Genomic DNA, 24,708 nt, shown 5'->3' on the forward strand with positions numbered 1-24,708 from the left:
CCGGATTGCCCACCCGAATAGGGTGGGAAGGCTCCTCCGGTACACCCGCAGGCCCCACCTCCCCACACCCTCATCCGCCCACCCACGTTGATGCGGACAGGAGCGGTCATGCCCGCAACGCACCACTCGCCGGCACCCCCGGCGTCCAGTACCGACTCACCCCCCATACGCAGGGGCGACGCCGGTCCACCCGCCCCGGAGACACCCTCCGCGGGCACCACCCCCGGCATCGGACGCATCCCCGTCCTCGACATCCGTCCGCTCGTCGACCACGGGCGCCGCCCGGCCAAAGCGGTCGTCGGTGAGGAGTTCGAGGTCTCCGCCACGGTCTTCCGCGAAGGCCATGACGCGGTCGCCGCCAATGTCGTCCTCACGGATCCGCAGGGCCGCAGCGGCCCCTGGACCCCCATGCGCGAACTCGCCCCCGGCACCGACCGCTGGGGCGCCACCGTGTCCGCGACCGCCGCCGGCCGCTGGACGTACACCATCGAGGCCTGGGGCGATCCGGTCACCACCTGGCGCCGTCACGCCGGGATCAAGATCCCGGCCGGGATCGACACCGAACTCGTCCTCGCGGAGGGCGCGGGCCTGTACGAGCGGGCGGCCGCCGGAGTACCGAAGAGCAAGGGCAGGCGGGAGGTGATCCTCGCCGCCGCCGACGCCCTGCGCGACACCGGGCGCCCCGCCGCGTCCCGGCTCGCCGCGGCGCTCACTGCCGAGGTGGACAAGGTTCTCGCGCGGCATCCGCTGCGTGAACTGCTCACGTCGTCGGAGCCGTTGCCGCTGCTGGTGGAGCGGGAGCGGGCGCTGTTCGGTTCCTGGTACGAGTTCTTCCCGCGTTCGGAGAGCGGCCGCGTGGACCGGCCGGTGCACGGCACGTTCCGTACGGCGGCCGAGCGGCTGCCCGCCATCGCGGAGATGGGCTTCGACGTCGTCTACCTCCCGCCGATCCACCCCATCGGCAGCACCTTCCGCAAGGGCCCCAACAACACCCTGTCGGCGGCCGCCCACGACGTGGGGGTGCCCTGGGCGATCGGCTCGCCCGAGGGCGGTCACGACGCGGTCCACCCGGACCTCGGGACGATCGAGGACTTCGACGTGTTCGTGCGGCGGGCCCGGGGCCTGGGCCTGGAGATCGCCCTCGACTTCGCGCTTCAGTGCTCTCCCGATCATCCGTGGGTGGAGAAGCATCCGGAGTGGTTCCATCACCGTCCGGACGGGACGATCGCGTACGCGGAGAATCCGCCGAAGAAGTACCAGGACATCTATCCGATCGCGTTCGACCGGGACATGCCGGGGCTGATCGCGGAGACGGTGCGGATCCTGCGGTTCTGGATGGGCCATGGGGTGCGGATCTTCCGGGTGGACAATCCGCATACGAAGCCGGTGGTGTTCTGGGAGCGGGTGATCGGGGAGGTCGGCCGGACGGATCCGGATGTGATCTTCCTGGCGGAGGCGTTCACGCGGCCGGCGATGATGCGGGCGCTGGCGGCGGTCGGTTTCCAGCAGTCGTACACGTACTTCACCTGGCGCAACAGCAAGCGGGAGCTGACGGAGTACCTGACCGAGCTGTCGGGGGAGGCGGCGGCCGTTATGCGGCCGAACTTCTTCGTCAACACCCCGGACATCCTGCATGAGTTCCTCCAGCGTGGCGGGCGGCCGGCCTTCGAGGTGCGGGCGGTGCTGGCGGCGACGCTGTCGCCGTCGTGGGGGGTGTACTCCGGCTACGAGCTGTGCGAGAACACCCCGGTGCGCGGCGGGAGCGAGGAGTACCTCGACTCGGAGAAGTACCAGCTCCGCCCGCGGGACTGGGCGGCGGCCGAGCGCGAGGGACGCAGCATCGCACCGCTGATCACCTCGCTGAACGAGATCCGGCGGCGCAGCCCCGCCCTTCGTCAACTGCGCGACCTGCACTTCCACCACACCGACAAGGAAGAGGTGATCGCCTACTCGAAGCGCAGTGGATCGAACACGGTTGTGGTGGTGGCGAACCTGGATCCGCACCACACCCAGGAGGCGACGGTCTCGTTGGACATGCCGCAACTCGGTCTGGACTGGGCCGCGTTCGTGCCGGTGCGCGACGAGCTCACCGGGGAGAGCTACCACTGGGGCAGGGCCAACTATGTGCGTCTGGAGCCGGGGCACCGGCCCGCGCACGTTCTCACCGTCCTGCGACCGTCCTCACCGCAGATCGGAGGGTCACCCACACGATGATCGTCAACGAGCCCGTCCCGGACACCTTCGAGGACACGCCCGCCAAGGACCGCGATCCGGAGTGGTTCAAACGCGCCGTCTTCTACGAGGTCCTGGTCCGCTCCTTCCAGGACAGCAACGGCGACGGTGTCGGCGACCTGAAGGGCCTGACCGCCAAGCTGGACTATCTGCAGTGGCTGGGCGTGGACTGCCTGTGGCTGCCGCCGTTCTTCAAGTCCCCCCTGCGCGACGGCGGCTACGACGTCTCCGACTACACCGCGGTGCTGCCCGAGTTCGGTGACCTGGCCGACTTCGTCGAGTTCGTGGACGCGGCCCACCAGCGCGGCATGCGCGTGATCATCGACTTCGTGATGAACCACACCAGCGACCTGCACCCGTGGTTCCAGGAGTCCCGCAGCAACCCCGACGGCCCCTACGGCGACTACTACGTGTGGGCCGACGACGACAAGCAGTACCAGGACGCCCGGATCATCTTCGTCGACACCGAGGCCTCCAACTGGACCTTCGACCCGGTCCGCAAGCAGTACTACTGGCACCGCTTCTTCTCCCACCAGCCCGACCTCAACTACGAGAACCCGGCGGTGCAGGAGGAGATCGTCTCCGCCCTGCGGTTCTGGCTCGACCTCGGCATCGACGGCTTCCGCCTCGACGCGGTGCCGTACCTGTACCAGCAGGAAGGCACCAACTGCGAGAACCTGCCGGCGACGCACGAGTTCCTGAAGCGGGTGCGCAAGGAGATCGACACGCACTATCCGGACACGGTGCTGCTCGCGGAGGCGAACCAGTGGCCGGAGGACGTGGTCGACTACTTCGGCGACTTCCCCTCGGGCGGCGACGAGTGCCACATGGCGTTCCATTTCCCGGTCATGCCGCGGATCTTCATGGCGGTGCGGCGTGAGTCGCGGTATCCGGTGTCGGAGATCCTGGCGAAGACGCCGGCGATCCCGTCGAGCTGCCAGTGGGGCATCTTCCTGCGCAACCACGACGAGCTGACCCTGGAGATGGTCACCGACGAGGAACGCGACTACATGTGGGCGGAGTACGCCAAGGATCCGCGGATGCGGGCCAACATCGGCATCCGCCGGCGTCTGGCGCCGCTGCTGGACAACGACCGCAACCAGATCGAGCTGTTCACCGCGCTGCTGCTGTCGCTGCCCGGCTCGCCGATCCTCTACTACGGCGACGAGATCGGCATGGGGGACAACATCTGGCTCGGTGACCGGGACGCGGTGCGCACTCCGATGCAGTGGACGCCGGACCGCAACGCGGGTTTCTCGTCCTGCGACCCGGGGCGTCTGTATCTGCCCACGATCATGGATCCGGTCTACGGGTACCAGGTCACGAACGTGGAGGCGTCGATGTCGTCGCCGTCCTCGCTGCTGCACTGGACCCGGCGGATGATCGAGATCCGTAAGCAGAACCCGGCGTTCGGCCTCGGCTCGTACACCGAACTCCAGTCCTCGAACCCGGCCGTCCTCGCGTTCCTGCGGGAGGCCCCCTCGACCGGGGGGAACGGGGACGACCTGGTGCTGTGCGTGCACAACTTCTCCCGGTTCGCGCAGCCCACGGAGCTGGATCTGCGGGCGTTCAGCGGCCGTCATCCGGTCGAGCTGATCGGCGGTGTCCGCTTCCCGGCCATCGGGGAACTCCCGTATCTGCTGACCCTGGCAGGCCACGGCTTCTACTGGTTCCGGCTCCGCAAGGACGCCGTCTAGAACCTCGGGCGGGGCGGATAACACCGACCCGCCCGGGGCACCCATCAGTAAAACCCCGAATCCCCAGGACTCCGGGTCCCTGGGGAAAGGACGCGACGCCATGTCGGAAGCCGTCACTCGTGCCACCAGGACAAGTCCCGGGCTCCTTGCGTCCCTCGATCCACTGCTGCGGGAGTGGCTGCCGCGGCAACGCTGGTTCGCGGGCAAGGGGCGGCCGGTCACCGGGTTCTCACTGGTCGCGGCCACCGAACTGCTGCCGCCCACCGCCAAGTTGGGCCTGCTCCACCTCCTCGTACGGGCCCATCAGCCGGATGTCCCCACCCACGGCGCGATGACGCACCCCGGGGACTGCTACCAGCTCCTGATAGGCGTGCGCGAGGCGCTGCCACCCCGGCTGGCGCCCGCGCTCATCGGACATCCGGACGACGGTCCGCTCGCCGGGCGGACCGTGTACGAGGCTCTCCACGACCCCCGCCCCGCCGAAGTGCTCCTCGAAGCGCTGCGGGCACGGGCCCGCATCGGCGAACTGCGCTTCGAACGCGATACGCGGCAGGAGATACCCGACGGACTGATGCCGCGCCTGATGACCGCGGAACAGTCGAACTCCTCGATCGTCTATGGAGATACGTTCATCCTGAAGCTGCTGCGCCGGATCGTGCCGGGCGTCAACCCCGATCTGGAACTGCCGTTACTGCTCGCCCGCGAGGGCTGCCCCCGGGTGCCCGCGCCGACGGCCTGGCTGCTCGCCGACCTCGAAGGCCCCGACGACTCGTACGTCCTCGGCGTACTCCAGCCCTTTGTGAAGGGCGCGGCCGACGGCTGGGAACTGGCGCTGCGTGAACTGGCCAAGGGCGAGGACTTCAGCACCCAGGCGCGGGCGCTCGGGCGCGCGACGGCCGAGGTGCACACCGCGCTGGCCCGCGCGACGCCCCCGGTCACCCTGGGACACGCACAGGTGCGGCTGCTGGTCGACGGCATGACGGAGCGCCTGGAGGCGGCCGCGCAGGCGGTGCCCACGCTGCGGACGTACGCGCCCGGCCTGCGGTCCGCGTTCGAGACGCTGGGCGAGCTGGCCGCCGAGGGACGCACCTGGAACGCCCAGCGCATCCACGGCGACCTGCATCTGGGCCAGTGTCTGCGGTCGCCGTCCGGCACCTGGTCGCTGATCGACTTCGAGGGCGAGCCGTCGAAGTCGCTGGCCGAGCGCCGGCTGCCACAGCCCGTCGCGCGGGACGTGGCCGGCATGCTCCGCTCCTTCGACTACGCGGCCCACTCGCACGAACCCCGGGTGCCCGGCTGGGCGGACACCTGCCGGGCCGCGTACTGCACCGGCTACGCCGAGATCTCCGGGCTCGATCCCCGTACCGACCCCGTGCTGCTGCGCGCCTACGAGACGGACAAGGCGGTCTACGAAGTCGTCTACGAGGCCCGGCACCGCCCCGAGTGGCTGCCGGTGCCGATGGCGGCGGTACACCGGCTGTCCGCCGACGCCGCACCGTGAACCTCCGCGCCACCCTGCTGACCTTGCCGACCCTGCCGAGGAGGCACTCGCCGTGATCCCCCGTCCTCCGTCCGACGACCGCGCGAACCAGAACGGTGACGGTTCGAAGAAGACCGGTGCGAAGAAGACCGGTGCGAAGAAGGCGGCTGCCGCGAAGAAGACGGCTGGGAAGAAGGCCACGCCGGCGGCGAAGGCGACGGCCGCGAAGGGGGCGGTGACGAAGAAGACCGGGAAGGGGAAGGCGACCGCCAAGAAGGCCGTGGCCGACAAGGCCGCCGCCAAAGCGACCGTTCCCCAGCAGGCCGTTCCCAAGCAGGCCGTGTCCAAGAGGGCCGTGTCCAAGAAGGCCGTGCCCAGGAAAGCCGTGGTCAAGGCGGCCCTCGACATCCCCGAAGCGCCCGTCTCCCCCGCCGTCGCCCCCGACGACCGCGACCGGCTCCTGTCCGGCACGCACCACGCCCCGCACTCCGTGCTCGGCGCGCATCCCGTGCCCGGCGGGGTCGCCTTCCGCGTGCTGCGCCCGTACGCGCTGTCCGTCACCGTCGTCACCGACGACTTGCGCACCGAGCTGCACGACGACGGCGCCGGCTTCTTCACCGGCCTGCTGCCGCTGCGCGCCGTACCGGACTACCGGCTGCACGTGGCCTACGAGGGCACGGTCCACGAGACCGAGGACGCCTACCGCTTCCTGCCCGCGCTCGGCGAGCTGGACCTGCACCTCATCAACGAGGGCCGGCACGAGGAGCTGTGGACGGCGCTCGGCGCCGAACCGATGACGCACCAGGGCGTGCCCGGCACCCGCTTCACCGTCTGGGCGCCGAACGCGCGCGGCGTCCGACTGGCCGGCACCTTCAACTTCTGGGACGCCACCGCCTTCCCCCTGCGCTCGCTGGGCTCCTCCGGCGTGTGGGAGCTGTTCGTGCCCGGCGTCGGCGAGGGCGAGCTGTACAAGTTCGAGATCACCCGCCCCGACGGCTCGAAGACCCTGCGCGCCGACCCCGTGGCCCGCCGCACCGAGGCCCCGCCCAGGACCTCGTCGATCGTGCACGCGTCGCACTACGCGTGGGCGGACGAGGCGTGGATGGCCGCGCGCGGCGAGCGTCCCGTGCACGAGTCGCCGTTCTCCGTGTACGAGGTCCACCTGCCGTCCTGGCGGCCAGGACTGACGTACCGTCAACTCGCCGAACAGCTCCCCGCCTACGTCGCCGACCTGGGCTTCACCCACGTCGAGTTGCTGCCCGTCGCGGAGCACCCCTTCGGCGGCTCCTGGGGTTACCAGGTCACCGGCTTCTACGCCCCCACCGCCCGCCTGGGCACCCCCGACGACTTCAAATACCTCGTCGACGCCCTGCACCGGGCCGGCGTCGGCGTCCTGATGGACTGGGTGCCCGCCCATTTCCCCCGCGACGACTGGGCCCTGGCCGAATTCGACGGGCGGCCGCTCTACGAGCACGAGGATCCGCTGCGGGCCGCGCACCCCGACTGGGGGACGTTGGAGTTCGACTACGGACGCCGGGAAGTGCGCAATTTCCTCGTCGCCAACGCCGTGTACTGGTGCGAGGAATTCCATATCGACGGGCTGCGCGTGGACGCCGTCGCCTCGATGCTCTACCTGGACTACTCCCGCGAGGAAGGGCAGTGGAGCCCGAACGAGTTCGGCGGCCGGGAGAACCTGGACGCGGTCGCCTTCCTCCAGGAGATGAACGCCACCGTCTACCGGCGGGTGCCCGGCGTGGTCACGATCGCCGAGGAGTCCACCGCCTGGGAGGGCGTCACCCGCGCCACACATGACAACGGCCTCGGCTTCGGCCTGAAGTGGAACATGGGCTGGATGCACGACTCCCTCGGCTATGTGCAGCACGAGCCCGTGCACCGCAGGTTCCACCACCACGAGATGACCTTCTCCATGGTGTACGCCTACAGCGAGAACTACGTCCTGCCCATCTCCCACGACGAAGTCGTGCACGGCAAAGGCTCACTGGTGTCGAAGATGCCGGGCGACTGGTGGCAGCAGCGGGCGACCGAGCGGGCCTATCTCGGCTTCATGTGGGCCCATCCGGGCAAGCAACTCCTCTTCATGGGTCAGGAGTTCGCCCAGGGCGCGGAGTGGTCCGAGACCCACGGGCCCGACTGGTGGCTGCTCGATCCGGCGTACGGTGCCGAGCCCGACCACCGGGGCATGCGGGATCTGGTGCGGGACCTGAACACCGTCTACCGTCACGAACCCGCTCTGTGGGAGCGCGACACGGACCCGTCCGGCTTCGCCTGGGTCACCGGCGACGCCGTCGAGGACAACGTCTTCGCCTTCCTGCGCCACGCCGCCGACGGCACCCCGCTCCTCGCCGTCAGCAACTTCTCCCCGGTCGTCCGCCACGACTACCGCCTCGGTGTCCCCGACGACATCCCCGCCTGGCACGAGACGCTCAACACCGACGGCGCCCGCTACGGCGGCAGCGACGTCACCAACCCGCACCCGGTGAAGCCCGAACCGCAGGGCCGCCACGGCCGCCCGGCGAGCATCCGGCTGACCCTGCCCCCGCTCTCCACGCTCTGGCTGCGACCGGCCTAACCCGCCCTTCCCGTACCGGTCATCAGCCGGCGCAGCGCCGACAGCAGGCCTCTGGAGCGGTGGTCGGCGGTGGGCGCGGTGTCCGGTGCCTCGCCGTCGTGCCGGGGCGGCGGCACGGGGTGGGACTCCGACGGCGTCCCCCTCAGCTCGTAGCGGACCGGGAGCAGCCGCAGACCTCGTACGACCGGGCCGGAGCGCCAGGGCAACTGGTCGGCCGGAAGGGTGAGTTCGGCCTTGGTGAAGTGGTCGAAGATCCGGCCCACCGCCGTGGTCACGATCATGCCCGCCAGCTCGCGGGCCGCGCCGGGGCACTGGTGCTGTCCCGCTCCCCAGCCCAGATGGGCGCGGGTGCTCGCGGTGGCGTCACCGAGGGGGGAGGTGCCGATCGTCAGCAGGTCCTGGTGGGCGGCCGCGGCTGACGGGGAGACGACGTCGCCCGCCCTGATCCAGAAGGCGCCGAGGCGCACGTCCCCGGCGGCGAAGCGGAAGCACATGTTGGCCACCGGCGGGTTGACCAGCGCCACGCGGTGGAAGGTCTCGCCGAGGTGCCCGTCCGACACGCTGCGGCGGACGGTGGCGTTGCCGCGCAGCACCTCCAGCAGGGTGTTCATGACCATGTTGCCGGTGATGTCGTTGAGGTAGACGGCGTTCATCAACAGCTCGCGGCCGAGCTGCTCGTCGGTCATGCCCGGGTCGGCGAGGAGCAGGTACGAGGTGAGGTCGTCGCCGGGGCGCTGTCTGCGGTGGGCGGCGAGCCGGGTCATGACAGCGGCCGCGCGGTCGGTGGCGGGGCCCGCGTCCGGGCCGCCGTCGAGCATCCGCCACAGGTCCATGACCAGCTCGTCGCCGAGTCCCACCGGACAGCCGAACAGCTTGCCGGTGACCATCAGCAGCAGCGGTCTGGTGTACTGCGCGCCCAGATCGGCGTACCCGGCGGAGCCCGATTCGGCGGCCAGCAGGGCGATGAGTTCGTCCGCGTACCGGGCGACGGCCGCCCGCAGTTCCCACCCCTGCGGGCTGTGCCCGTCCTGGAAGGGGCGCAGGGCCGAGTGGTGGGTCAGCCGGGCCGCGTGGTGCTCGTCGCCGTCCAGGAACATGGTCTGCCGCACCTCGTAGCCCGCGAGCAGGGGCCAGTCGCGCGGCAGTTGCCCCTGTGCGCGCGCCCGCCAGTACCGGATGTCGCGCCGCCACTGGCTGTCGTCGCGCAGCACCTCCAGGACCTCGTGGTAGTCGAGGACCAGCCAGACGGGCACGCCCATCAGGCCGACCGGCGCGACCGGGCCGTACGTCCGCCGCAGCCGCTCGTACACGCCGGCCGGGTCGGCGTCGAACTCCGATGTCAGCAGAGGTTCCACGCGCAGTGACTCGAGCCTGGGGCTGCCGGCCGGGGCGGTCGCGTAGGGCTGGGCTTCCATACCGCTACGCATACCGCACCGGCCGTGCACGAGCGGTGACCGGAGCCTTAACTGTTACCGCTTGGTAATACCCGGGGCGGGTGTGCCGTCGGCCGGGTGCGGCTCCCCGTCCGCCAACGCCTTCGGCAGCTCGCCCGTGTGCAGCACACCCAGCCGCTGGGTGGCGCGGGTCAGCGCGACGTACAGGTCGCTGGTGCCGTAGCGGGCCGGCTCGACCACGAGCACCGAGTCGAACTCCAGGCCCTTGGACTGGCGCGGATCGAGGAGGACGACCGTGTGGGTCAGATCGGGCTCGGCGCCCGCCGTGACGCCGTCGAGGCGTGCCGCCAGCTTCCGGTGCAGCTCGCGCGGTGCGATCACCGCGAGCCGCCCCTCCGCCGGGGTCAGCTCGGCGACCGCCTCGGCGACGGCACTGGGCAGGTCGTCGGTGGCGCGCACCCAGGGCCGTACGCCCGTCGACCGCACGGAACTCGGCGGCTCGAAGCCGGGCCGCTCGGCCCGGACCACGGCCGCCGCCATGTCCATGATCTCGGACGGCGTGCGGTAGTTGACGGCGAGGCGCGTGTGGTCGAAGCGGTCCTGGACGTAGGGGGCGAGGATCTCCTCCCACGAGCCGACGCCCGCCGCCTCGGCGGTCTGCGCCGGGTCGCCGACCAGGGTCATCGAGCGGGTCGGGCTGCGCCGCATCAGCAGCCGCCACGCCATCGGCGACAGTTCCTGCGCCTCGTCGACGATGATGTGGCCGAACGCCCAGGTGCGGTCGGCCGCCGCGCGCTCGGCGGCGCTGCGGTGGTCCTCCTCCTCGTGCCGCTCGGCGAACCGCTCGGCGTCGATGATGTGGTGCGCGGACAGAACCTCGGAGTCCTCCTCGTCCTTGTCCTCGAACTCATATGTACGCGAGGCGTACGACACGTCCAGCACGCCCTGCGCGTACGCGACCTGGGTGTTCCGTTCGCGGTCGGCGAGGGCGCGGGCCAGCCGGTCGTCCTCGCCGAGCAGTTCGGCCGCCTCGTCGAGGAGCGGTACGTCCGCCGTGGTCCACGCCCGGGTGACCGGACGGCGGATCGCGGCCGCGTCCTCGGCGGACACATACCCCTCGGGCTCGGCGAGGAAGTCCGCGACCAGCCGCTGCGGAGTCAGCCTCGGCCACAACCGGTCGATGGCCGACCAGACTTCGCGGTTCTCGGCCAGCTCGTCCCGGATCTGGGTGATGTCGGCGGCGTCCAGCAGGTTGGAGCCGTCGAAGGGGTCCGTGCCGATCCGCTCGGCCACCATGTCGGTGAGCGTGTTGAGGATGTGGCCCTCGAAGTACTCGCGGGCCACGTTGTGCGGCAGCTTCGCCTCGCGCGTGCGGTCGCGGGCGACGCGCACCAGACCGTCGTCGAGCATCAGCACGTCCCGGTCGTGCTCGATGGTGATCACCGGGTCGGGCAGCGCCTGCCGGTCGCGTACGACCTCGGCGAGCACCTCCGCCATCTCGGCGCGGCCCTTGACCGCGGACGCCCGCGGATTGTCGGCCGCCGTCGCCTTCACACCGGGGAACAGCTCGCCGACCGTCGCCAGGAGCACGCCCGTCTCGCCTAGCGAGGGCAGCACCTCGCCGATGTAGCCGAGGAAGGCGGGGTTGGGGCCGACGATGAGGACGGCTCGCTTGGCGAGCAGCTCCCGGTACTCGTAGAGGAGAAAGGCGGCCCGGTGCAGGGCGACGGCCGTCTTGCCGGTGCCCGGGCCGCCCTCCACGACCAGCACCCCGCGGTGCGGCGCACGGATGATCCGGTCCTGCTCGGCCTGGATGGTCTGCACGATGTCGCTCATCCGGCCGGTGCGGGCCGAGTTGAGCGCGGCGAGCAGCACGGCGTCGCCCGTCGGGTCCTCGTGGCCGGTCCTCGTGGCGTCGCCGAGGTCGAGGAGCTCGTCGTGCAGGTCGGTGACCCGGCGCCCGTCGGTGGTGAGGTGCCGGCGGCGGCGCAGGCCCATCGGGGTGTGCCCGGTGGCGAGGTAGAAGGGGCGGGCGACCTGGGCCCGCCAGTCGATCAGGATCGGGGTGTGCTCGGTGTCGTCGGCGCGGATGCCGATGCGGCCGATGTGGTGGCTGACCCCCGAGGTGAGGTCGATCCGGCCGAAGCAGAGCGATTCGTCGACCGCGTTCAGCGCGGCGAGCAGCCCCGAGCGCTCGGCGACGAGGACGTCCCGTTCCAGCCTGGCCTGCATGGGCGTGTTGCCCTGCGCGAGCGCGTCCGTGACGGAGACCTCGGTGACACCGCGCAGGGCGTCCACGCGCGCGTACAGTCCGTCGATGAATTCCTGCTCAAGCCGCAATTCATCGTCGGTAAATACCGCGCCGGCCGTGCTGCCTTCTGTGTTAGAGCCGCTGTTTGACAATTCCGCTCCCGCCCGGATATACTGTGCCCAGTGAACTTCTTTGCGACCTCATTCCATTGAAGTCGCGAACTCTTGAATATACGCAAAGAAATCCCCCGAGCGCAATTGCGCTCGGGGGATTTCTTGTGGTCGGGCGGGTTACAGCACGTCGGCCAGCTCCTCCAGCAGCCGCCGCTTGGGCCGGGCCCCCACCATCGACTTCACGGGCTCACCGCCCCGGAACACCATGAAGGTGGGCATCGACAGCACCTTGTACGCGTTCGTCGTCTCCGGGTTCGTGTCCACGTCCAGCTGGACCACCTTGAGCCGGTCGCCCTCCTCGAAGGCGAGGGAGCTGAGAACCGGCCCCATCTGCCGGCACGGCGGGCACCAGTCCGCCGTGAACTCCACCAGCACGGGCAGGTCCGCGCCGATCACCTCCGCCTCGAAGTCCGCATCCGTCACTTCGGTCACGCCCGCCGCCTTGATCACCGCGTCTGCCCTCCCAGTTCGCACACGGGCTCCGGACCGCCCGGAACCCCCGCCTCGGCCGCCAGCTCGTCGCGGGCCAGCTCGGCCCGCGCCAGCTGGTCGCCGACCTGCGCCCGCACGGCCTGCAACTCGCCGATCAGCGCGTCGAGTTCGCCGAGCTTGCGCCGGTACACCGCGAGCGACGCCGGGCACGAGTCGCCCTCCGGGTGGCCGGCCCGCAGACACTCCACGAAGGGCCGCGTCTCCTCCAGGTCGAACCCGAAGTCCTGGAGCGTCCTGATCTGCCGCAGCAGCTTCAGGTCGTCCTCGTCGTACGTGCGGTAGCCGTTGCTGCCCCGCCGCGCGGGCAGCAGTCCCCGCGACTCGTAGTAGCGCAGGGTGCGCGTGGTGGTCCCGGCCCGCGTCGCCAGCTCGCCGATTCGCATGCCCCCGAACGTAGTCCTTGACGCCGACGTCAAGGCAACACCGTCAGTGCGGCGGCAGCAGCGGCTTCCGCTCCACCGGGGAGGAGAGCACGATCGACGTGGTCGTGCGGCCCAGCGCCGAGGTCTGTTCGAGGATCTCCTCCAGGTGGAGGGTGTCCGCTACGGCGACCTTGAGGATCCAGCAGTCCTCGCCGACGACGTGGTGCACCTCGGTGATCTCGGGGCGGGCCAGCAGTTCCAGAGTCCGGGGGTGCCTGAGGCTGTACCCGGCGTGCGGGTTCACGCGGATGAAGGCCCGGACGCCGTAGCCGAGCCGGGCCGGCGAGACATGGGCGCCGTACCCGGTGATCGCGCCCGCCGCCTCGAGCCGCCGCACCCGCTCCGCGACGGCCGCCGGGCTCAGCCGCACCCTCCGCCCCAGCTCGCTGAGCCTGATCCGGCCGTCGCTCTGAAGGAGCTCCAGGATCTGCCGGTCGAGGGCGTCGAAGGCCACCGACGTTTCGTGGGCGGCGGCTCGCGGATGCCGTGGTTCTTTCGGTGCCGAGGCCGCATCTCCCATGGTTCCCCCTTCAGACCTGTCACGTGGAACGGGAGAATTATGGCCTGTTCCGTCGGCCTGATTCGGCGGCTCGTTTCGCCGGCTCGTTTCGTCGGCCTGATTCCTTTGGAGGGGTGCTGTGCGTGAAGTGTGCGTCATTGGCGGGAACCGGTATTTCGGGAAGCGGCTCATCGCCCGGCTGATGGCCGCCGGAGACCGCGTCACCGTCATCAACCGCGGTTCGTCGGCACCGCCGCCCGGCACCATTCATCTCGTCGCCGACCGCAATGAGGAGAGATCCCTGGAAAGCGCGCTGGGCTCGCGCACCTTCGACGTCGTCGTCGACCAGGTCTGCTACACCCCGCGCCAGGCGGCGATCGCCCGCCGCGTCTTCGCCGGCCGCACCCGGAGGTATCTGATGACGTCGACGGTCGAGGTGTACGAGTACGAGGACTCCCCCGCGCCGGTGCGCGAGGACGCCCTCGACCCGCGTACGGTCGCCGTCGACCTCGACCTCCCCTGGGACGACCCGCAGTTCCTCGACAGCAACTACGGCGAGGGCAAGCGTCAGGCCGAGGCGGTCCTCGCGGCGGACCCCGCCTTCCCGTACGCCGCCGTACGCGTCGCCCATGTGCTGGGCGGCGACGACGACTTCACGGGCCGTCTCGCCCACTACGCCGAGCGGATGCGCACCGGCGAGCCCATCGCCGTCCCCGCCGTGAACCACCCGGCGACCTACATCCATGTGGCGGAGATCGCCGACTTCCTCGCCTGGGCGGCGGGCGCCGACTTCGGCGGGCCGGTCAACGCGGCGTCCCACGGACCGCTCACCACCGAGGAACTGTGCGCGGCGGTGGCCGCGCACATACCGGGCGGGACGGCCGTGTTCCGGGAGGTGGAGGTCGGCGAGGTCTCCCCCTTCTCCTTCGCCCGCTCCTACGCGATGGACAACTCCCGGGCCGAGCGTCTCGGCTTCACCTTCGGCGACGCGAGTGAATGGCTGCACCGGGCCGTCGCCGAGACGCTCGGCAGATAGTCCGGGAGAAGGGTCGGGAGACAGACCGGGAGACAGACCGGAAGACAGACGGGCAGAGCCACCGTCACCACCACCGCCACCGCCACCGCCGCCACGCCACCGCCACCGGCGGGCGTTTCCGGGGCTTCCGCTCACGGTAGGAAGCGGTTGTGCGCAGACCGACCGGGCAGACGGGCGAGGCGGACGAGGCGGACGAGGCGGACGAGGCGGACGACGAGGGGAGACGCATGGCACAGCGCGACACCGGTGGCCGGTTGGGGGCGGAGTTCTTCACCCCCGGGGACTCGTCCTTCACCGCGTTCCTGGCAGCCCACCGTCCGGCATTACTGAGCACCCGCGGCCTCCTCCCGGACGGCGTCCGGGCCGCGCCCGACCGTGTCCCGCACGGCACCACGGTCCTGGCCCTCGCCTACCGCGACGGCGTGCTGATCGCCGGCGACCGCAGGGCCACCATGGGGAACCTGATCGCACAGCGGGACCTGGAGAAGGTGCACCCCGCGGACGACTACACGGCGGTCGCGTTCGCCGGCACCGTGGGACTCGCGCTGGACATGGTGAAGCTCTACCAGGTCGAGCTGGCGCACTTCGAGAAGGTCGAGGGCGTCCCGATGACCCTCAGGGCGAAGGCGACCCGGCTGGCCGGCATGATCCGGCAGAACCTCGGCCAGGCCATGCAGGGCCTCGCCGTGGTCCCGCTGCTCGTCGGATACGACCTCGCGGCCCGCGCCGGCGAACACGGCCGCATCTTCAGCTTCGACGTCACCGGAGGCCCGTACGAGAAGACGGACTTCCACGCCGAGGGCTCCGGCTCCCCGTACGCCCGGGGCGCGTTGAAGAAGCTGTTCCATCCGGGCATGTCCCGGCGTGAGGCGGCCCTGGCCGCGCTCCAGGCGCTCTACGACGCGGCGGACGACGACTCGGCCACCGGCGGTCCGGACATCAGCCGCCGGATCTTCCCCGTGGTGTCCGTCATCACGGAGGACGGCTTCGAGCGGCTCCCGGAGTCCGAGACGGAGGACCTGAGCCGGGAGATGGTCGAACAGCGCCACACCCGCCCGGACGGGCCCACCGCCGCCATGTGAGCGGCTGTGGGGGCGCTCCCTGGACGTACGAACCGGGGGCGCTCCCTGGACGTAGGAATGTGCCGTGCCGTGCCGGTGGATCCGGCACGGCACGGCACGGTGGCGCATGGGGTGAAGAGGCGGCGGGCGGGGCCGGGGTCAGCGAGCCTCGCTGTCCACCAGCTCTTCCTCCTCCTGCTTCCGCCCCTGCCCTTGCTCCTGCTCCTGCTCCTGCTCCTGCTCCTGCTCCTGCTCAACCTCCCGCACGGCGGCTTCCTTGCGCGGCAGCAGCACTCCCACCAGTACCGTCCCCACGCCCAGGACCACCGCGCCGACCAGGCTGGTGTGGGCGACCGAGTCCGCGAACGCGGAGCCGACCGCGTCCGCCATCTGCCGGGCGCCGTCGGCGAGTTGGCCCGACTGCACCTTCAACCGCGCGGCCTGTTCCGTGCTCCCCGCCTGCGCCGCCTGCTCGCCGAGGTGTCGCGCCTTGTCGCCGATGCCCCGCGCCACCGCGTAACCGGCGCCGACCGAGTCCTGCGCCTGGCTCAGCGCGCTCGCGGGCAGCTTGCTGCCGGTGGTCGCGTCCGAGAGGTGCGAGGAGTACGAACCGGCCAGGACGGACCCGAGGATGGCGATGCCGAGCGAGCCGCCCAGCTCCAGCGAGGTGTCGTTGACGGCGCCGCCCACCCCCAGCTCGGCCTCCGGGAACGCCCCCATGATCGCGTCCGTGCAGGGCGACAGCGCGAGCCCGATCGCGAGGCCCAAGATGACGAGGGGGAGGACGAAGTCGCCGTACGACGATGCCGCGTCGACCCGGGTGAGCAGCGCGAGCGCGGCCGTGCCGCCCACCATGCCCGCCGTCACCGTGATCTTCATGCCGACGCGCGGGGTGAGGTAGCCGGTCAGCGCCGAGCCGACGAACACGGCCCCGGCGAGCGGCAGCATGCGCACCCCGGTGTCCAGGGCGTCGTATCCGAGGACGAACTGGAGGTGCTGGGTGAGGTAGTAGAAGGCGCCGAACACCGCCAGGAAGAAGAGGGCGACGGCGAGGTTGGAGCCCGCGAAGCGGCGGTGCGCGAAACGGCGTACGTCCAGGACGGGGCGCGGGTGACGCAGCTCCCAGCCGATGAAGAGGACGAAGCCGACGCCCGCGGCGACCGCGGCCGTGACCGCCTTGACGCCCCAGCCGAAGTGCGGCCCCTCGATGATCATGTAGACCAGCGAGCCGATCCAGACGACGGACAGCAGTCCGCCGACGTAGTCGATGCGGTGGTGGTGGGCGGCCCTGGACGGCGGCACGAGGACGAACGTACCGATGACGGCCACGAAGGCGATGGGCACGTTGATGAGGAACGTGGACGACCAGCCGTGGTTCTGGAGCAGCGCGCCCGCGACCAGCGGGCCCGCCGCGATCGCGAGGCCCGCCGTGGCGGTCCACAGGGTGATCGCCTTCGCCCGTTCGGCGCGCGGGAAGGTCGCGGCGAGCAGGGAGAGCGTGGCGGGCATGATCAGCGCGGCGCCGACGCCCATGACGGCCCGGGCCGCGATGACCCCGGTGGCGCTGTCGACGAGCGAGCCCGCGACCGCTCCGCCGCCGAAGACGACGAGCCCGAGCACGAGCGCGCCCCGGCGGCTGTACTTGTCGCCGATCGCGCCGAGCAGCAGCATCAGCGCGGCGTACGGGACGGTGTAGCCGTCGATGACCCACTGGAGGTCGGCGCTGGACAAGCCGAGGTCCTGGGTCATGTCGGGGGCCGCGACCGTGAGGGCGGTGTTCGCCATCACGATGATCAGCAGACTCAGGCAGAGCACGAGCAGTGCCCACCAGCGCCGGGCGTAGGGCCGGTCCATCCTCTCGACCGGTTCGTTCATGACGAGACGCATGGGTACGGTTCGCCCTTCCTCAATCGACTTGCACAGTGGAGTGCAAATGCACAACCATGTGCAATGTACGTCGTTGCACAATGCTGTGCAAATGGAGGAGGTGAAGCCCTTGCGGAGGAACGGCGAACCCCGGCCGCGAGGCAGGCAGAATGGCTGACATGACCACGGGTAACACCAGCCGCGCCGACGCCAACCGCCGCCGGATCCTCGATGTCGCGCTCGCCGAGCTGCTGCGCGACCCCGATGCGTCCATGGACCAGATCGCCCGGGTCGCGGGGGTCGTACGGCGCACCGTGTACGGGCACTTCCCGAGCCGTGAGGCGTTGATCAGCACCCTGGTCGACGGCGCCGTCGAAGCGGTCGCGGCCGCGCACGCGGCGGGCCGGGAGAGCGTGGCGGACCCGGCCGAGTCGCTGGCCCGCTCGACGCTCGCGGTGTGGGAGATCGCCGACCGGTACCGGATCCTGGTCGCGCTCGCCCAGCGCAGCGTCACCGTGCAGGGCATCCGGGACCGCCTCACGCCGGTCCGTCAGGCGTGCGTGGAGTTGCTCCGGCGCGGCCTGGAGCAGGGGGTGTTCGAGTCGCCGCTGCCGGCTGCGGCCCTGGCGTACGTGCACGAGCAGATGCTGTTCGCGCTCATGGAGGCGGTGAACGACGGCCTGCTGGCAGCCGAAGAGGCGGGCCGCTCCGCCGCGGTCACGATGCTGACCGCGGCGGGCGTACCCGCCTCCCGCGCCACCGGACTGGTGGCGAAGCTGAGCGACTGACCACTGCTGCCGGGCAGAGTGGAACCGAGCGGCCGGGCCTACGGGGGAGTGACCCAGCCGCTCGGAGTGGTGGGGGAACTACGCCTTGGCGAGTTCCTTCTCGCCGCCCTGCTCGGGCACCTCCGCGCGGACGTCGTCCTCGGCGTCGTCCAGCAGCGTCTTCTCGTCGAAGGGCAGCTCACCGGCGAGCACACGGTTCACCCGCTCCTTGTCGACCTCGCCGGTCCAGGTACCGATGAGCAGCGTCGCCACGGCGTTGCCCGCGAAGTTGGTGACGGCGCGGGCCTCGCTCATGAAGCGGTCGATGCCGATGATCAGGCCGACACCGTCGACCAGCGCGGGCTTGTGCGACTGGAGACCGCTGGCCAGGACGGCGATGCCGGAACCGGAGACACCGGCGGCACCCTTCGAGGCGATCATCATGAAGAGCAGCAGACCGATCTGCTGGCCGATGCTCATCGGCTGGTCCATCGCGTCGGCGATGAACAGCGAGGCCATGGTCAGGTAGATCATCGTGCCGTCGAGGTTGAAGGAGTAGCCGGTCGGCACCGTGATGCCGACGACCGGGCGGCTGACGCCCAGGTGCTCCATCTTCGCGATGAGCCGCGGCAGCGCGGACTCGGACGACGAGGTGGAGACGATCAGCAGGAACTCCCGGCCGAGGTACTTCAGCAGCTGGAAGAGGCTGACCTTCGCCACCAGCTTCGTCAGCGTGCCGAGCACCACCACGATGAACAGGAAACAGGTGATGTAGAAGCCGAACATGATCGTGGCCAGCGCCTTGAGCGCGTCCATGCCGGTCTCACCGATGACGGCCGCCATGGCGCCGAAGGCACCCACGGGCGCGGCCCACATGATCATGCCGAGGATACGGAAGACCAGCTTCTGGATGTGCTCGACCCCGCGCAGCACCGGCTCACCGGTACGCCCCATGGCCTGGAGCGCGAAGCCCACGAGCAGCGCCACGAGCAGCGTCTGGAGCACCTGGCCCTCGGTGAAGGCCGAGACGAAGGTGGTCGGGATGATCCCGAGCAGGAAGTCCACGGGTCCTTCCGCGGCGGCCTCCGCCTGGGTGTGCCCCACACCCTTCACGGCCTCGGTCAGGTGCATCCCGCTGCCCGGGTGGACGATGTTGCCGACGACCAGGCCGATGGCCAGCGCCACGAACGACATCGCGATGAAGTAGCCGAGCGCGAGCCCGCCGACCTTGCCGACCTTGGCGGCCTTCCGCACCGAGCCGACGCCGAGCACGATCGTGCAGAAGATGATCGGCGAGATCATCATCTTGATCAGCGCGACGAAGCCGGTGCCGATCGGCTTGAGCTCCTTGGCGAAGTCCGGCGCGGCGAACCCGACGGCGATGCCGAGAGCCACCGCGACGATCACCGCGATGTAGAGATAGTGGGTGCGGTCCCGCTTGGCGGCGGGTGCGGCAGGTGCCGTTTGGGCTGTGCTCACGGCTGCCCTCCTTGACGACGTCGTCGGCATCATCCGGCGTGCGGCTCACGTCCGGGGGGAGATCGGTGTCCGGAAAAGTCACTCCCGGACCGATGGCCCGGAAACGCACTCCGGGGTTGCGGCGACTATGCCCCGCCGCTGTGAGGGCGGTCACCCTTTCGTGCATTTAGTTCATGCTTATACGTAGGGGCAGACTGATCCCATGCGCTTCCCCCACGTGCCCCGACCCCGCAGCCTGGCGGGTCAGCTCTTCGCCATGCAGGCCGTGCTGATAGCGGTGCTCGTGGCCGGATACGCGCTCTTCACCTACGTCAGCGACCGCAGCCAGGCCGAGGAGGCGGCGAGGCGGCAGACCATGGCCGTCGCCCGGTCGGTCGCGGACGCCCCGTCCGTGCGCGCGGCGATCCGCACCTCCGACCCGTCGGCCGCCCTTCAGCCGTACGCGCTCCAGGTACAGCGGCACACCGGCGTCGACTTCGTCACGATCATGAATCCGCGGGGCATCCGCTGGACCCACCCCAACCCCGACCTGATCGGCGAACGCTTCCTCGGTCACACGACCCGAGCCCTGAAGGGCGAGTCCTTCACGGAGACGTACACGGGCACGCTCGGCCCGTCCGTCCGCGCCGTCACCCCGATCCGTGACGGGACGCGGATCATCGGCCTGGTCAGCGCGGGCATCAAGGTGGAGGCGATCACGAAGCGGGTCCAGGACCAGGTGACGGCCCTGATCGGCGTCGCCGCGGGCGCCCTCACCCTCGGCGGCATCGGCACCTACGTGATCAACGCCCGGCTGCGCCGCTCCACGCACGGCATGAACGCGGCCGAGCTGAGCCGTATGCACGACTACCACCAGGCCGCGCTGCACGCCGTACGCGAGGGTCTGCTGATGCTGGACGGCCAGTTCCGGGTGGCACTGATCAACGACGGGGGCCGGGAGCTGCTGGGGGTGACGGGGGACGTGATCGGCCGCTCGGTGGCGGAGCTGGGCCTGCCCGCGGCGCTGACGGGCGCGCTGCTGTCGGCGGAACCGCGGGTGGACGAGGTCCATCTGACGGCCGCGCGCGTCCTGGTCGTGAACACCTCGCCGGTCTCGGGCGGCGAGCGCCGCGGCACCGTCGTCACCCTGCGCGATGTGACCGAACTTCAGTCGCTGATGGGCGAGTTGGACTCCGAGCGCGGCTTCACCACGGCGCTGCGCTCACAGGCGCACGAGGCCGCCAACCGTCTGCACACCGTCGTCTCGCTGATCGAGCTGGGGCGCGCGGAGGAGGCCGTCGACTTCGCCACGGCGGAACTGGAGCTGGCCCAGGCCCTGACGGACCATGTGGTCTCCGCGGTCAGCGAGCCGGTCCTCGCCGCCCTGCTGCTGGGCAAGGCGGCACAGGCGAACGAGCGGGGCGTGGAGCTGGTGGTGTCGGAGGAGAGCGCCCTCGACGACGGTCTGCTGCCGCCCTCGCTCCCGGCCCGGGACCTGGTGACGATCCTCGGCAACCTGATCGACAACGCGGTGGACGCGGCCCAGGGCTCGATGCGGGCGCGGGTGACGGTGACGGTGTTCACCGACGCGTCGGGGCTGGTGCTGCGGGTGGCCGACACGGGCGCGGGAGTGGATCCGGCGTACGCGGAGGCGGTGTTCCAGCGGGGCTGGTCGACGAAGCCGGCGACCGCGTCCGGCGGCCGGGGGCTGGGGCTCGCCCTCGTCCGGCAGGCCGTCGCCCGCCACGAGGGGAAGCTGACGGTCGCGGAGGCGGACGGCGGCGGGGCGGAGTTCGAGGTGCGGCTGCCGTTGCCTACGGTGGGTCCGGCCGGAGCCGCCGGCGGATCCGAGCCCACCCGCCGACACGGTGGTGCGTCCGAGCCCGCCCTACCCGCCTTGCCTGGAGGCGACGACGTATGACCGAGCCCATTCGCGTACTGGTCGTGGAGGACGACCCGGTGGCCGCCGACGCGCACGTCATGTACGTCGGCCGCGTCCCCGGTTTCACGGCGGTCGGCAAGGCGCACACCGGTGCGGAGGCGCGGCGCGCGCTGGACCGTACGCCGGTGGACCTGCTGCTCCTGGATCTGCACCTGCCGGACGTGCACGGCCTGCAACTGGCCCGCTCCCTGCGGGCCGCCGGCTATCACGCGGACGTGATCGCGGTGACCTCGGCGCGGGACCTGGCGGTGGTGCGGGAGGGTGTGTCGCTGGGGGTGGTGCAGTACGTGCTGAAGCCGTTCACCTTCGCGACGCTGCGGGACCGGCTGATCAGATACGCCGAGTTCCATGCGGCGGCGGGCGAGGCGAGCGGCCAGGAGGAGGTGGACCGGGCCCTGGCGACCCTGCGGGCACCGGGCCCGGCGGCCCTGCCGAAGGGCCTGAGCGCACCGACCCTGGAACGGGTGACGCGGGCTCTGCGGGACTCGGCCGAGGGGCTGACGGCCGCGGGGGTGGCCGAGGCGGTGGGCATCTCCCGGATCACGGCACGGCGGTATCTGGAGCACCTGGTCGAATCCGGGCGGGCCGGGCGGAGTCCGCAGTACGGGCAGGTGGGGCGGCCGGAGTTGCAGTACCGGTGGGTGAAGGGCTGACCGCACGGACGTCCGCCGCCGGGAAGCACGACGACGCGGCCGCTCACCTTTCCGACGGGGAGGCGCTTATGTGAGGGGCACCTCGTCGAGCGCGTACGTCCCGGTGGGGGCGACGCGCGCCGACCCCGCGGGGTACGCGGCCCAGCCGGGATCAGGCAGTACCTTCCACGGCCCGTTCATCGCCCATCGGGACGACCGGGGGCGGTAGAGCCGAAGCCCGTGGAGCAGTCCGGGCCTTCACCCGGGCCGACGCCTTCCTCAAAGCCGCTCAAGTCCGGGCCGCTGCACATGCATTGACCTGACTAGACCATTCCTCTTACCTTCACCGGGCAGCCGTCTTGGCCACAACGACGTAGGCCAGTAGGAGGTCGTGCCCGTGCGCCCCACCGCCGCCCGCCCCCGCACCACTGCCCCGCTTCTTCTCGCCGCCCTGCTCACCGTCTCCGCCGGCGGTGCCCTCACCGCCTGCGGCAGCGGTTCCGGAAGTGATCCGGACACGGTGAAGGTCTCCTTCAAACAGTCCATGGACAACTCGATCAAGGTCACGGACACCTACCTGGCCGGCATCAAGAAGCAGTTCGAGAAGGAGAACCCCGGCAAGAAGGTCGAACTCGTCCCCATCAAGGCCCCGGACTCCGAGTACTACACGAAGGTCCAGCAGATGATGCGGTCCCCGAAGACCGCCCCCGACCTGGTCTACGAGGACACCTTCCTCATCAACTCGGACATCACCAGCGGCTACTTGAAGCCCCTCGACCCCTACCTCGCCAAGTGGCGGGACTGGGACCAGTTCCTCGACACGGCCAAGGCGGCCGCCAAGGGCGAGGACGGGAAGACGTACGGCGTCCCCGACGGCACCGACACCCGGGGCCTCTGGTTCGACAAGGGCGTCTTCGAGAAGGCCGGTCTGCCCGCCGACTGGCAGCCGAAGACCTGGGACGAGGTCCTCTCCGCGGCTCGTACGATCAAGAAGAAGGTCCCCGGCGTCACCCCGCTGAACGTGTACACGGGCAAGCCGGCGGGCGAGGCCGCCACGATGCAGGGCTTCGAGATGCTGTTGTACGGGACGGGCGACGGCACGGCGGACCCCCTGTACGACACGGCCACCAAGAAATGGATCACCGCGGGCCGGGGCTTCAAGGACGCCCTCCGTTTCGTCGAGACGGTCTACCAGGAGAAGCTCGGCCCCGATGTCTCCGACGCCCTCGACCCGAACTTCTCGACCGCGGTCCGCGGTGAACTGCTGCCCAAGGGCAAGCTCGGCATCGACCTGGACGGCTCCTGGCTCCCGCAGGACTGGCTGAAGGGCAGCGGCCACGAGTGGCCCGAGTGGTCGAGCAGGCTCGGCCTCGCGGCCATGCCGACGCAGGACGGCCGGGCACCCGGCAAGGTGAGCATGTCCGGCGGCTGGACGTGGTCGATCCCGGCGAAGGCCGGCAACCCCGACCTGGCGTTCAAGTTCATCGAGACGATGCAGACGGCGGCGAACGCACGGAAGTGGTACATCGCCAACTCCGGCATCGCGGTGCGCAAGGACGTCGCCGAGGACCCCGCTTACACGAAGGCCCAGCCCGGCATCAAGTTCTTCACGGACCTGGTCGCCAGCACGCACTACCGCCCCGCGTACCCGGCGTACCCCAAGGTCTCGACCGCCATCCAGGAAGCCATGGAGGGCGTGACCACGGGTGACATGTCGGTCGACAAGGCGGCGAGCGGATACGACGAAGCGCTGAAGACGGCCACGAACAACCAAGTGATCGAGAAGTGAGCGCGGACACCCGAGCCGCCCCGGGCCGCCCCCTGACCGGGAAGGCCGCCGCCCCTCGCCGGAAAGGCGCCCGCCGCTCCCTGGTCCGCGCCCTCCCGGCCGCCCCCGCCGTCGTCCTCCTGGTCCTCTTCCTCGCGGGCCCGATCGGCTACTGCGCGTACATCGCCTTCACCGATCTCCAGCTCACGGGCCAGGCCCACGCGTCGTTCGTCGGTTTCGACAACTTCCGGGCGGCGTTCAAGGACGAGGCGTTCCTGAACGCGGTCTGGCTGACACTCGTCTTCACGGTGCTGTCGTCGCTGGTCGGCCAGAACACGCTGGGCCTGGCGCTCGCGTCGCTGATGCAACGGGCGTCGAAGCCGATGCGTACGCTCGTCGGCGGGATCGTCATCACGGCGTGGGTGCTGCCGGAGGTGGTGGCGGGGTTCCTGCTGTACGCGTTCTTCCGGCGGGAGGGCACCCTGAACGCCATCCTCGACGGGCTTCACCTCCCCTCCCAGAACTGGCTGTTCACGCTGCCGATCCTGGCGGTCTCCTTCGCGAACGTATGGCGGGGAACGGCCTTCTCGATGCTGGTCTACTCGGCGGCGCTGAACGAGATCCCCAAGGAGATCACGGAGGCGGCGGAAGTAGACGGGGCGGGCGGCTGGCGCCGCATGTGGCACATCACGCTGCCGATGATCCGCCGGTCGATCGGCACCAACCTGATGCTGAACACCCTCCAGACCCTGTCCGTCTTCGGCCTGATCTGGGTGATGACGAGAGGCGGCCCTGGAAACAGAAGCCAGACGCTCCCCCTGTTCATGTACGAACAGGCCTTCCAGAAGAGCATGATCGGCTACGGGACCGCGGTGGCGCTCCTGCTGCTGGTGGTCGGCTCGCTGTTCTCGCTCGTCTATATGCGGCTGCTGCGGACGGAGGTCTGAG

The 24,708-nt window shown here is 70.5% G+C and carries 18 protein-coding genes; 11 read left to right on the plus strand and 7 right to left on the minus strand.

The features are described from left to right. The first annotated feature begins 108 nt into the window (after nt 1-108). From GTY58_RS14655 to glgB, 4 genes are all read left to right on the plus strand, one after another. Nucleotides 109-2,214: an alpha-1,4-glucan--maltose-1-phosphate maltosyltransferase gene (locus GTY58_RS14655; RefSeq protein WP_010984234.1), complete on the plus strand. Its 2,106-nt coding sequence runs from the start codon at nt 109-111 to the stop codon at nt 2,212-2,214. Continuing rightward, on the plus strand, nt 2,211-3,929 hold the full coding sequence (gene treS / locus GTY58_RS14660; RefSeq protein WP_010984235.1) for a maltose alpha-D-glucosyltransferase: 1,719 nt from the start codon (nt 2,211-2,213) through the stop codon (nt 3,927-3,929). Before GTY58_RS14655 ends, treS begins: the two co-directional genes overlap by 4 nt. A gap of 100 nt (nt 3,930-4,029) precedes the next feature. Next, entirely contained in the window at nt 4,030-5,430 is a 1,401-nt protein-coding gene (locus tag GTY58_RS14665) for a hypothetical protein (protein ID WP_010984236.1), read from the plus strand. Between the two features lie 52 nt (nt 5,431-5,482). Next, nucleotides 5,483-7,999, plus strand: a complete 2,517-nt coding sequence (gene glgB, locus GTY58_RS14670) for a 1,4-alpha-glucan branching enzyme (RefSeq protein ID WP_010984237.1) — start codon at nt 5,483-5,485, stop codon at nt 7,997-7,999. Here the strand turns inward: glgB and GTY58_RS14675 are convergent. From GTY58_RS14675 to GTY58_RS14695, 5 genes are all read right to left on the minus strand, one after another. Further along, nucleotides 7,996-9,414 carry a cytochrome P450 gene (locus GTY58_RS14675; RefSeq protein WP_037651521.1) on the minus strand — a complete coding sequence of 473 codons (1,419 nt, stop codon included), beginning with the start codon at nt 9,412-9,414 and terminating at the stop codon, nt 7,996-7,998. The two genes, glgB and GTY58_RS14675, sit on opposite strands and share 4 nt — an antisense overlap. Nucleotides 9,415-9,468: 54 nt before the next feature. Continuing rightward, nucleotides 9,469-11,733 carry an AAA family ATPase gene (locus GTY58_RS14680; protein WP_042493072.1) on the minus strand — a complete coding sequence of 755 codons (2,265 nt, stop codon included), beginning with the start codon at nt 11,731-11,733 and terminating at the stop codon, nt 9,469-9,471. A 201-nt stretch (nt 11,734-11,934) separates the two neighbouring features. Beyond that, a complete protein-coding gene (locus GTY58_RS14685; protein ID WP_010984240.1) occupies nt 11,935-12,249 on the minus strand; it encodes a thioredoxin domain-containing protein in 315 nt (104 codons plus the stop codon). A gap of 14 nt (nt 12,250-12,263) precedes the next feature. Beyond that, nucleotides 12,264-12,692, minus strand: a complete 429-nt coding sequence (locus GTY58_RS14690) for a MerR family transcriptional regulator (RefSeq protein ID WP_010984241.1) — start codon at nt 12,690-12,692, stop codon at nt 12,264-12,266. A gap of 43 nt (nt 12,693-12,735) precedes the next feature. Next, nucleotides 12,736-13,251: an Lrp/AsnC family transcriptional regulator gene (locus GTY58_RS14695; RefSeq protein ID WP_171033190.1), complete on the minus strand. Its 516-nt coding sequence runs from the start codon at nt 13,249-13,251 to the stop codon at nt 12,736-12,738. A gap of 118 nt (nt 13,252-13,369) precedes the next feature. Between GTY58_RS14695 and GTY58_RS14700 the strand changes: the two genes are divergently transcribed. Next, nucleotides 13,370-14,266 carry an SDR family oxidoreductase gene (locus GTY58_RS14700; RefSeq protein ID WP_010984243.1) on the plus strand — a complete coding sequence of 299 codons (897 nt, stop codon included), beginning with the start codon at nt 13,370-13,372 and terminating at the stop codon, nt 14,264-14,266. Nucleotides 14,267-14,493: 227 nt separating this feature from the next. After that, nucleotides 14,494-15,348 carry a proteasome subunit beta gene (gene prcB, locus GTY58_RS14705; protein ID WP_010984244.1) on the plus strand — a complete coding sequence of 285 codons (855 nt, stop codon included), beginning with the start codon at nt 14,494-14,496 and terminating at the stop codon, nt 15,346-15,348. Between the two features lie 138 nt (nt 15,349-15,486). On the opposite strand, the gene GTY58_RS14710 is transcribed toward prcB, so the two are convergent. Next, entirely contained in the window at nt 15,487-17,214 is a 1,728-nt protein-coding gene (locus GTY58_RS14710; protein ID WP_010984245.1) for an MFS transporter, read from the minus strand. 149 nt (nt 17,215-17,363) lie between these two features. Here GTY58_RS14710 and GTY58_RS14715 point away from each other — a divergent pair, with 149 nt between their 5' ends. After that, a complete protein-coding gene (locus tag GTY58_RS14715; protein WP_010984246.1) occupies nt 17,364-17,981 on the plus strand; it encodes a TetR/AcrR family transcriptional regulator in 618 nt (205 codons plus the stop codon). Between the two features lie 78 nt (nt 17,982-18,059). Here GTY58_RS14715 and GTY58_RS14720 read toward each other — a convergent pair whose 3' ends face one another. Further along, entirely contained in the window at nt 18,060-19,469 is a 1,410-nt protein-coding gene (locus GTY58_RS14720; protein WP_037651564.1) for a cation:dicarboxylase symporter family transporter, read from the minus strand. Nucleotides 19,470-19,641: 172 nt separating this feature from the next. Here GTY58_RS14720 and GTY58_RS14725 point away from each other — a divergent pair, with 172 nt between their 5' ends. From GTY58_RS14725 to GTY58_RS14740, 4 genes are all read left to right on the plus strand, one after another. Beyond that, the gene (locus tag GTY58_RS14725) at nt 19,642-21,339 is read left to right on the plus strand and encodes a sensor histidine kinase (protein WP_010984248.1); all 1,698 of its coding nucleotides are present in this window, start codon (nt 19,642-19,644) and stop codon (nt 21,337-21,339) included. Beyond that, nucleotides 21,336-22,013, plus strand: a complete 678-nt coding sequence (locus GTY58_RS14730) for a response regulator (RefSeq protein ID WP_010984249.1) — start codon at nt 21,336-21,338, stop codon at nt 22,011-22,013. Before GTY58_RS14725 ends, GTY58_RS14730 begins: the two co-directional genes overlap by 4 nt. Before the next feature lie 430 nt (nt 22,014-22,443). Further along, the gene (locus GTY58_RS14735) at nt 22,444-23,781 is read left to right on the plus strand and encodes an extracellular solute-binding protein (protein WP_107082916.1); all 1,338 of its coding nucleotides are present in this window, start codon (nt 22,444-22,446) and stop codon (nt 23,779-23,781) included. Between the two features lie 32 nt (nt 23,782-23,813). Beyond that, entirely contained in the window at nt 23,814-24,707 is an 894-nt protein-coding gene (locus GTY58_RS14740; RefSeq protein ID WP_042494377.1) for a sugar ABC transporter permease, read from the plus strand. Nucleotide 24,708: the final 1 nt, after the last annotated feature.

It is taken from the genome of Streptomyces sp. SID5469, from assembly GCF_009862865.1.
Classification (GTDB): domain Bacteria; phylum Actinomycetota; class Actinomycetes; order Streptomycetales; family Streptomycetaceae; genus Streptomyces; species Streptomyces avermitilis.

What these genes read in the sequence shown, in the direction of transcription:
- GTY58_RS14710 (WP_010984245.1), bottom strand. Translation starts at nt 17,214, where the DNA reads ATGCGTCTCGTCATGAACGAACCGGTCGAGAGGATGGACCGGCCCTAC.
- GTY58_RS14695 (WP_171033190.1), bottom strand. Translation starts at nt 13,251, where the DNA reads ATGGGAGATGCGGCCTCGGCACCGAAAGAACCACGGCATCCGCGAGCC.
- GTY58_RS14725 (WP_010984248.1), top strand. Translation starts at nt 19,642, where the DNA reads ATGCGCTTCCCCCACGTGCCCCGACCCCGCAGCCTGGCGGGTCAGCTC.
- GTY58_RS14730 (WP_010984249.1), top strand. Translation starts at nt 21,336, where the DNA reads ATGACCGAGCCCATTCGCGTACTGGTCGTGGAGGACGACCCGGTGGCC.
- GTY58_RS14720 (WP_037651564.1), bottom strand. Translation starts at nt 19,469, where the DNA reads ATGCCGACGACGTCGTCAAGGAGGGCAGCCGTGAGCACAGCCCAAACG.
- GTY58_RS14715 (WP_010984246.1), top strand. Translation starts at nt 17,364, where the DNA reads ATGGCTGACATGACCACGGGTAACACCAGCCGCGCCGACGCCAACCGC.
- GTY58_RS14690 (WP_010984241.1), bottom strand. Translation starts at nt 12,692, where the DNA reads ATGCGAATCGGCGAGCTGGCGACGCGGGCCGGGACCACCACGCGCACC.
- GTY58_RS14665 (WP_010984236.1), top strand. Translation starts at nt 4,030, where the DNA reads ATGTCGGAAGCCGTCACTCGTGCCACCAGGACAAGTCCCGGGCTCCTT.
- prcB (WP_010984244.1), top strand. Translation starts at nt 14,494, where the DNA reads ATGGCACAGCGCGACACCGGTGGCCGGTTGGGGGCGGAGTTCTTCACC.
- GTY58_RS14675 (WP_037651521.1), bottom strand. Translation starts at nt 9,414, where the DNA reads ATGGAAGCCCAGCCCTACGCGACCGCCCCGGCCGGCAGCCCCAGGCTC.
- GTY58_RS14655 (WP_010984234.1), top strand. Translation starts at nt 109, where the DNA reads ATGCCCGCAACGCACCACTCGCCGGCACCCCCGGCGTCCAGTACCGAC.
- treS (WP_010984235.1), top strand. Translation starts at nt 2,211, where the DNA reads ATGATCGTCAACGAGCCCGTCCCGGACACCTTCGAGGACACGCCCGCC.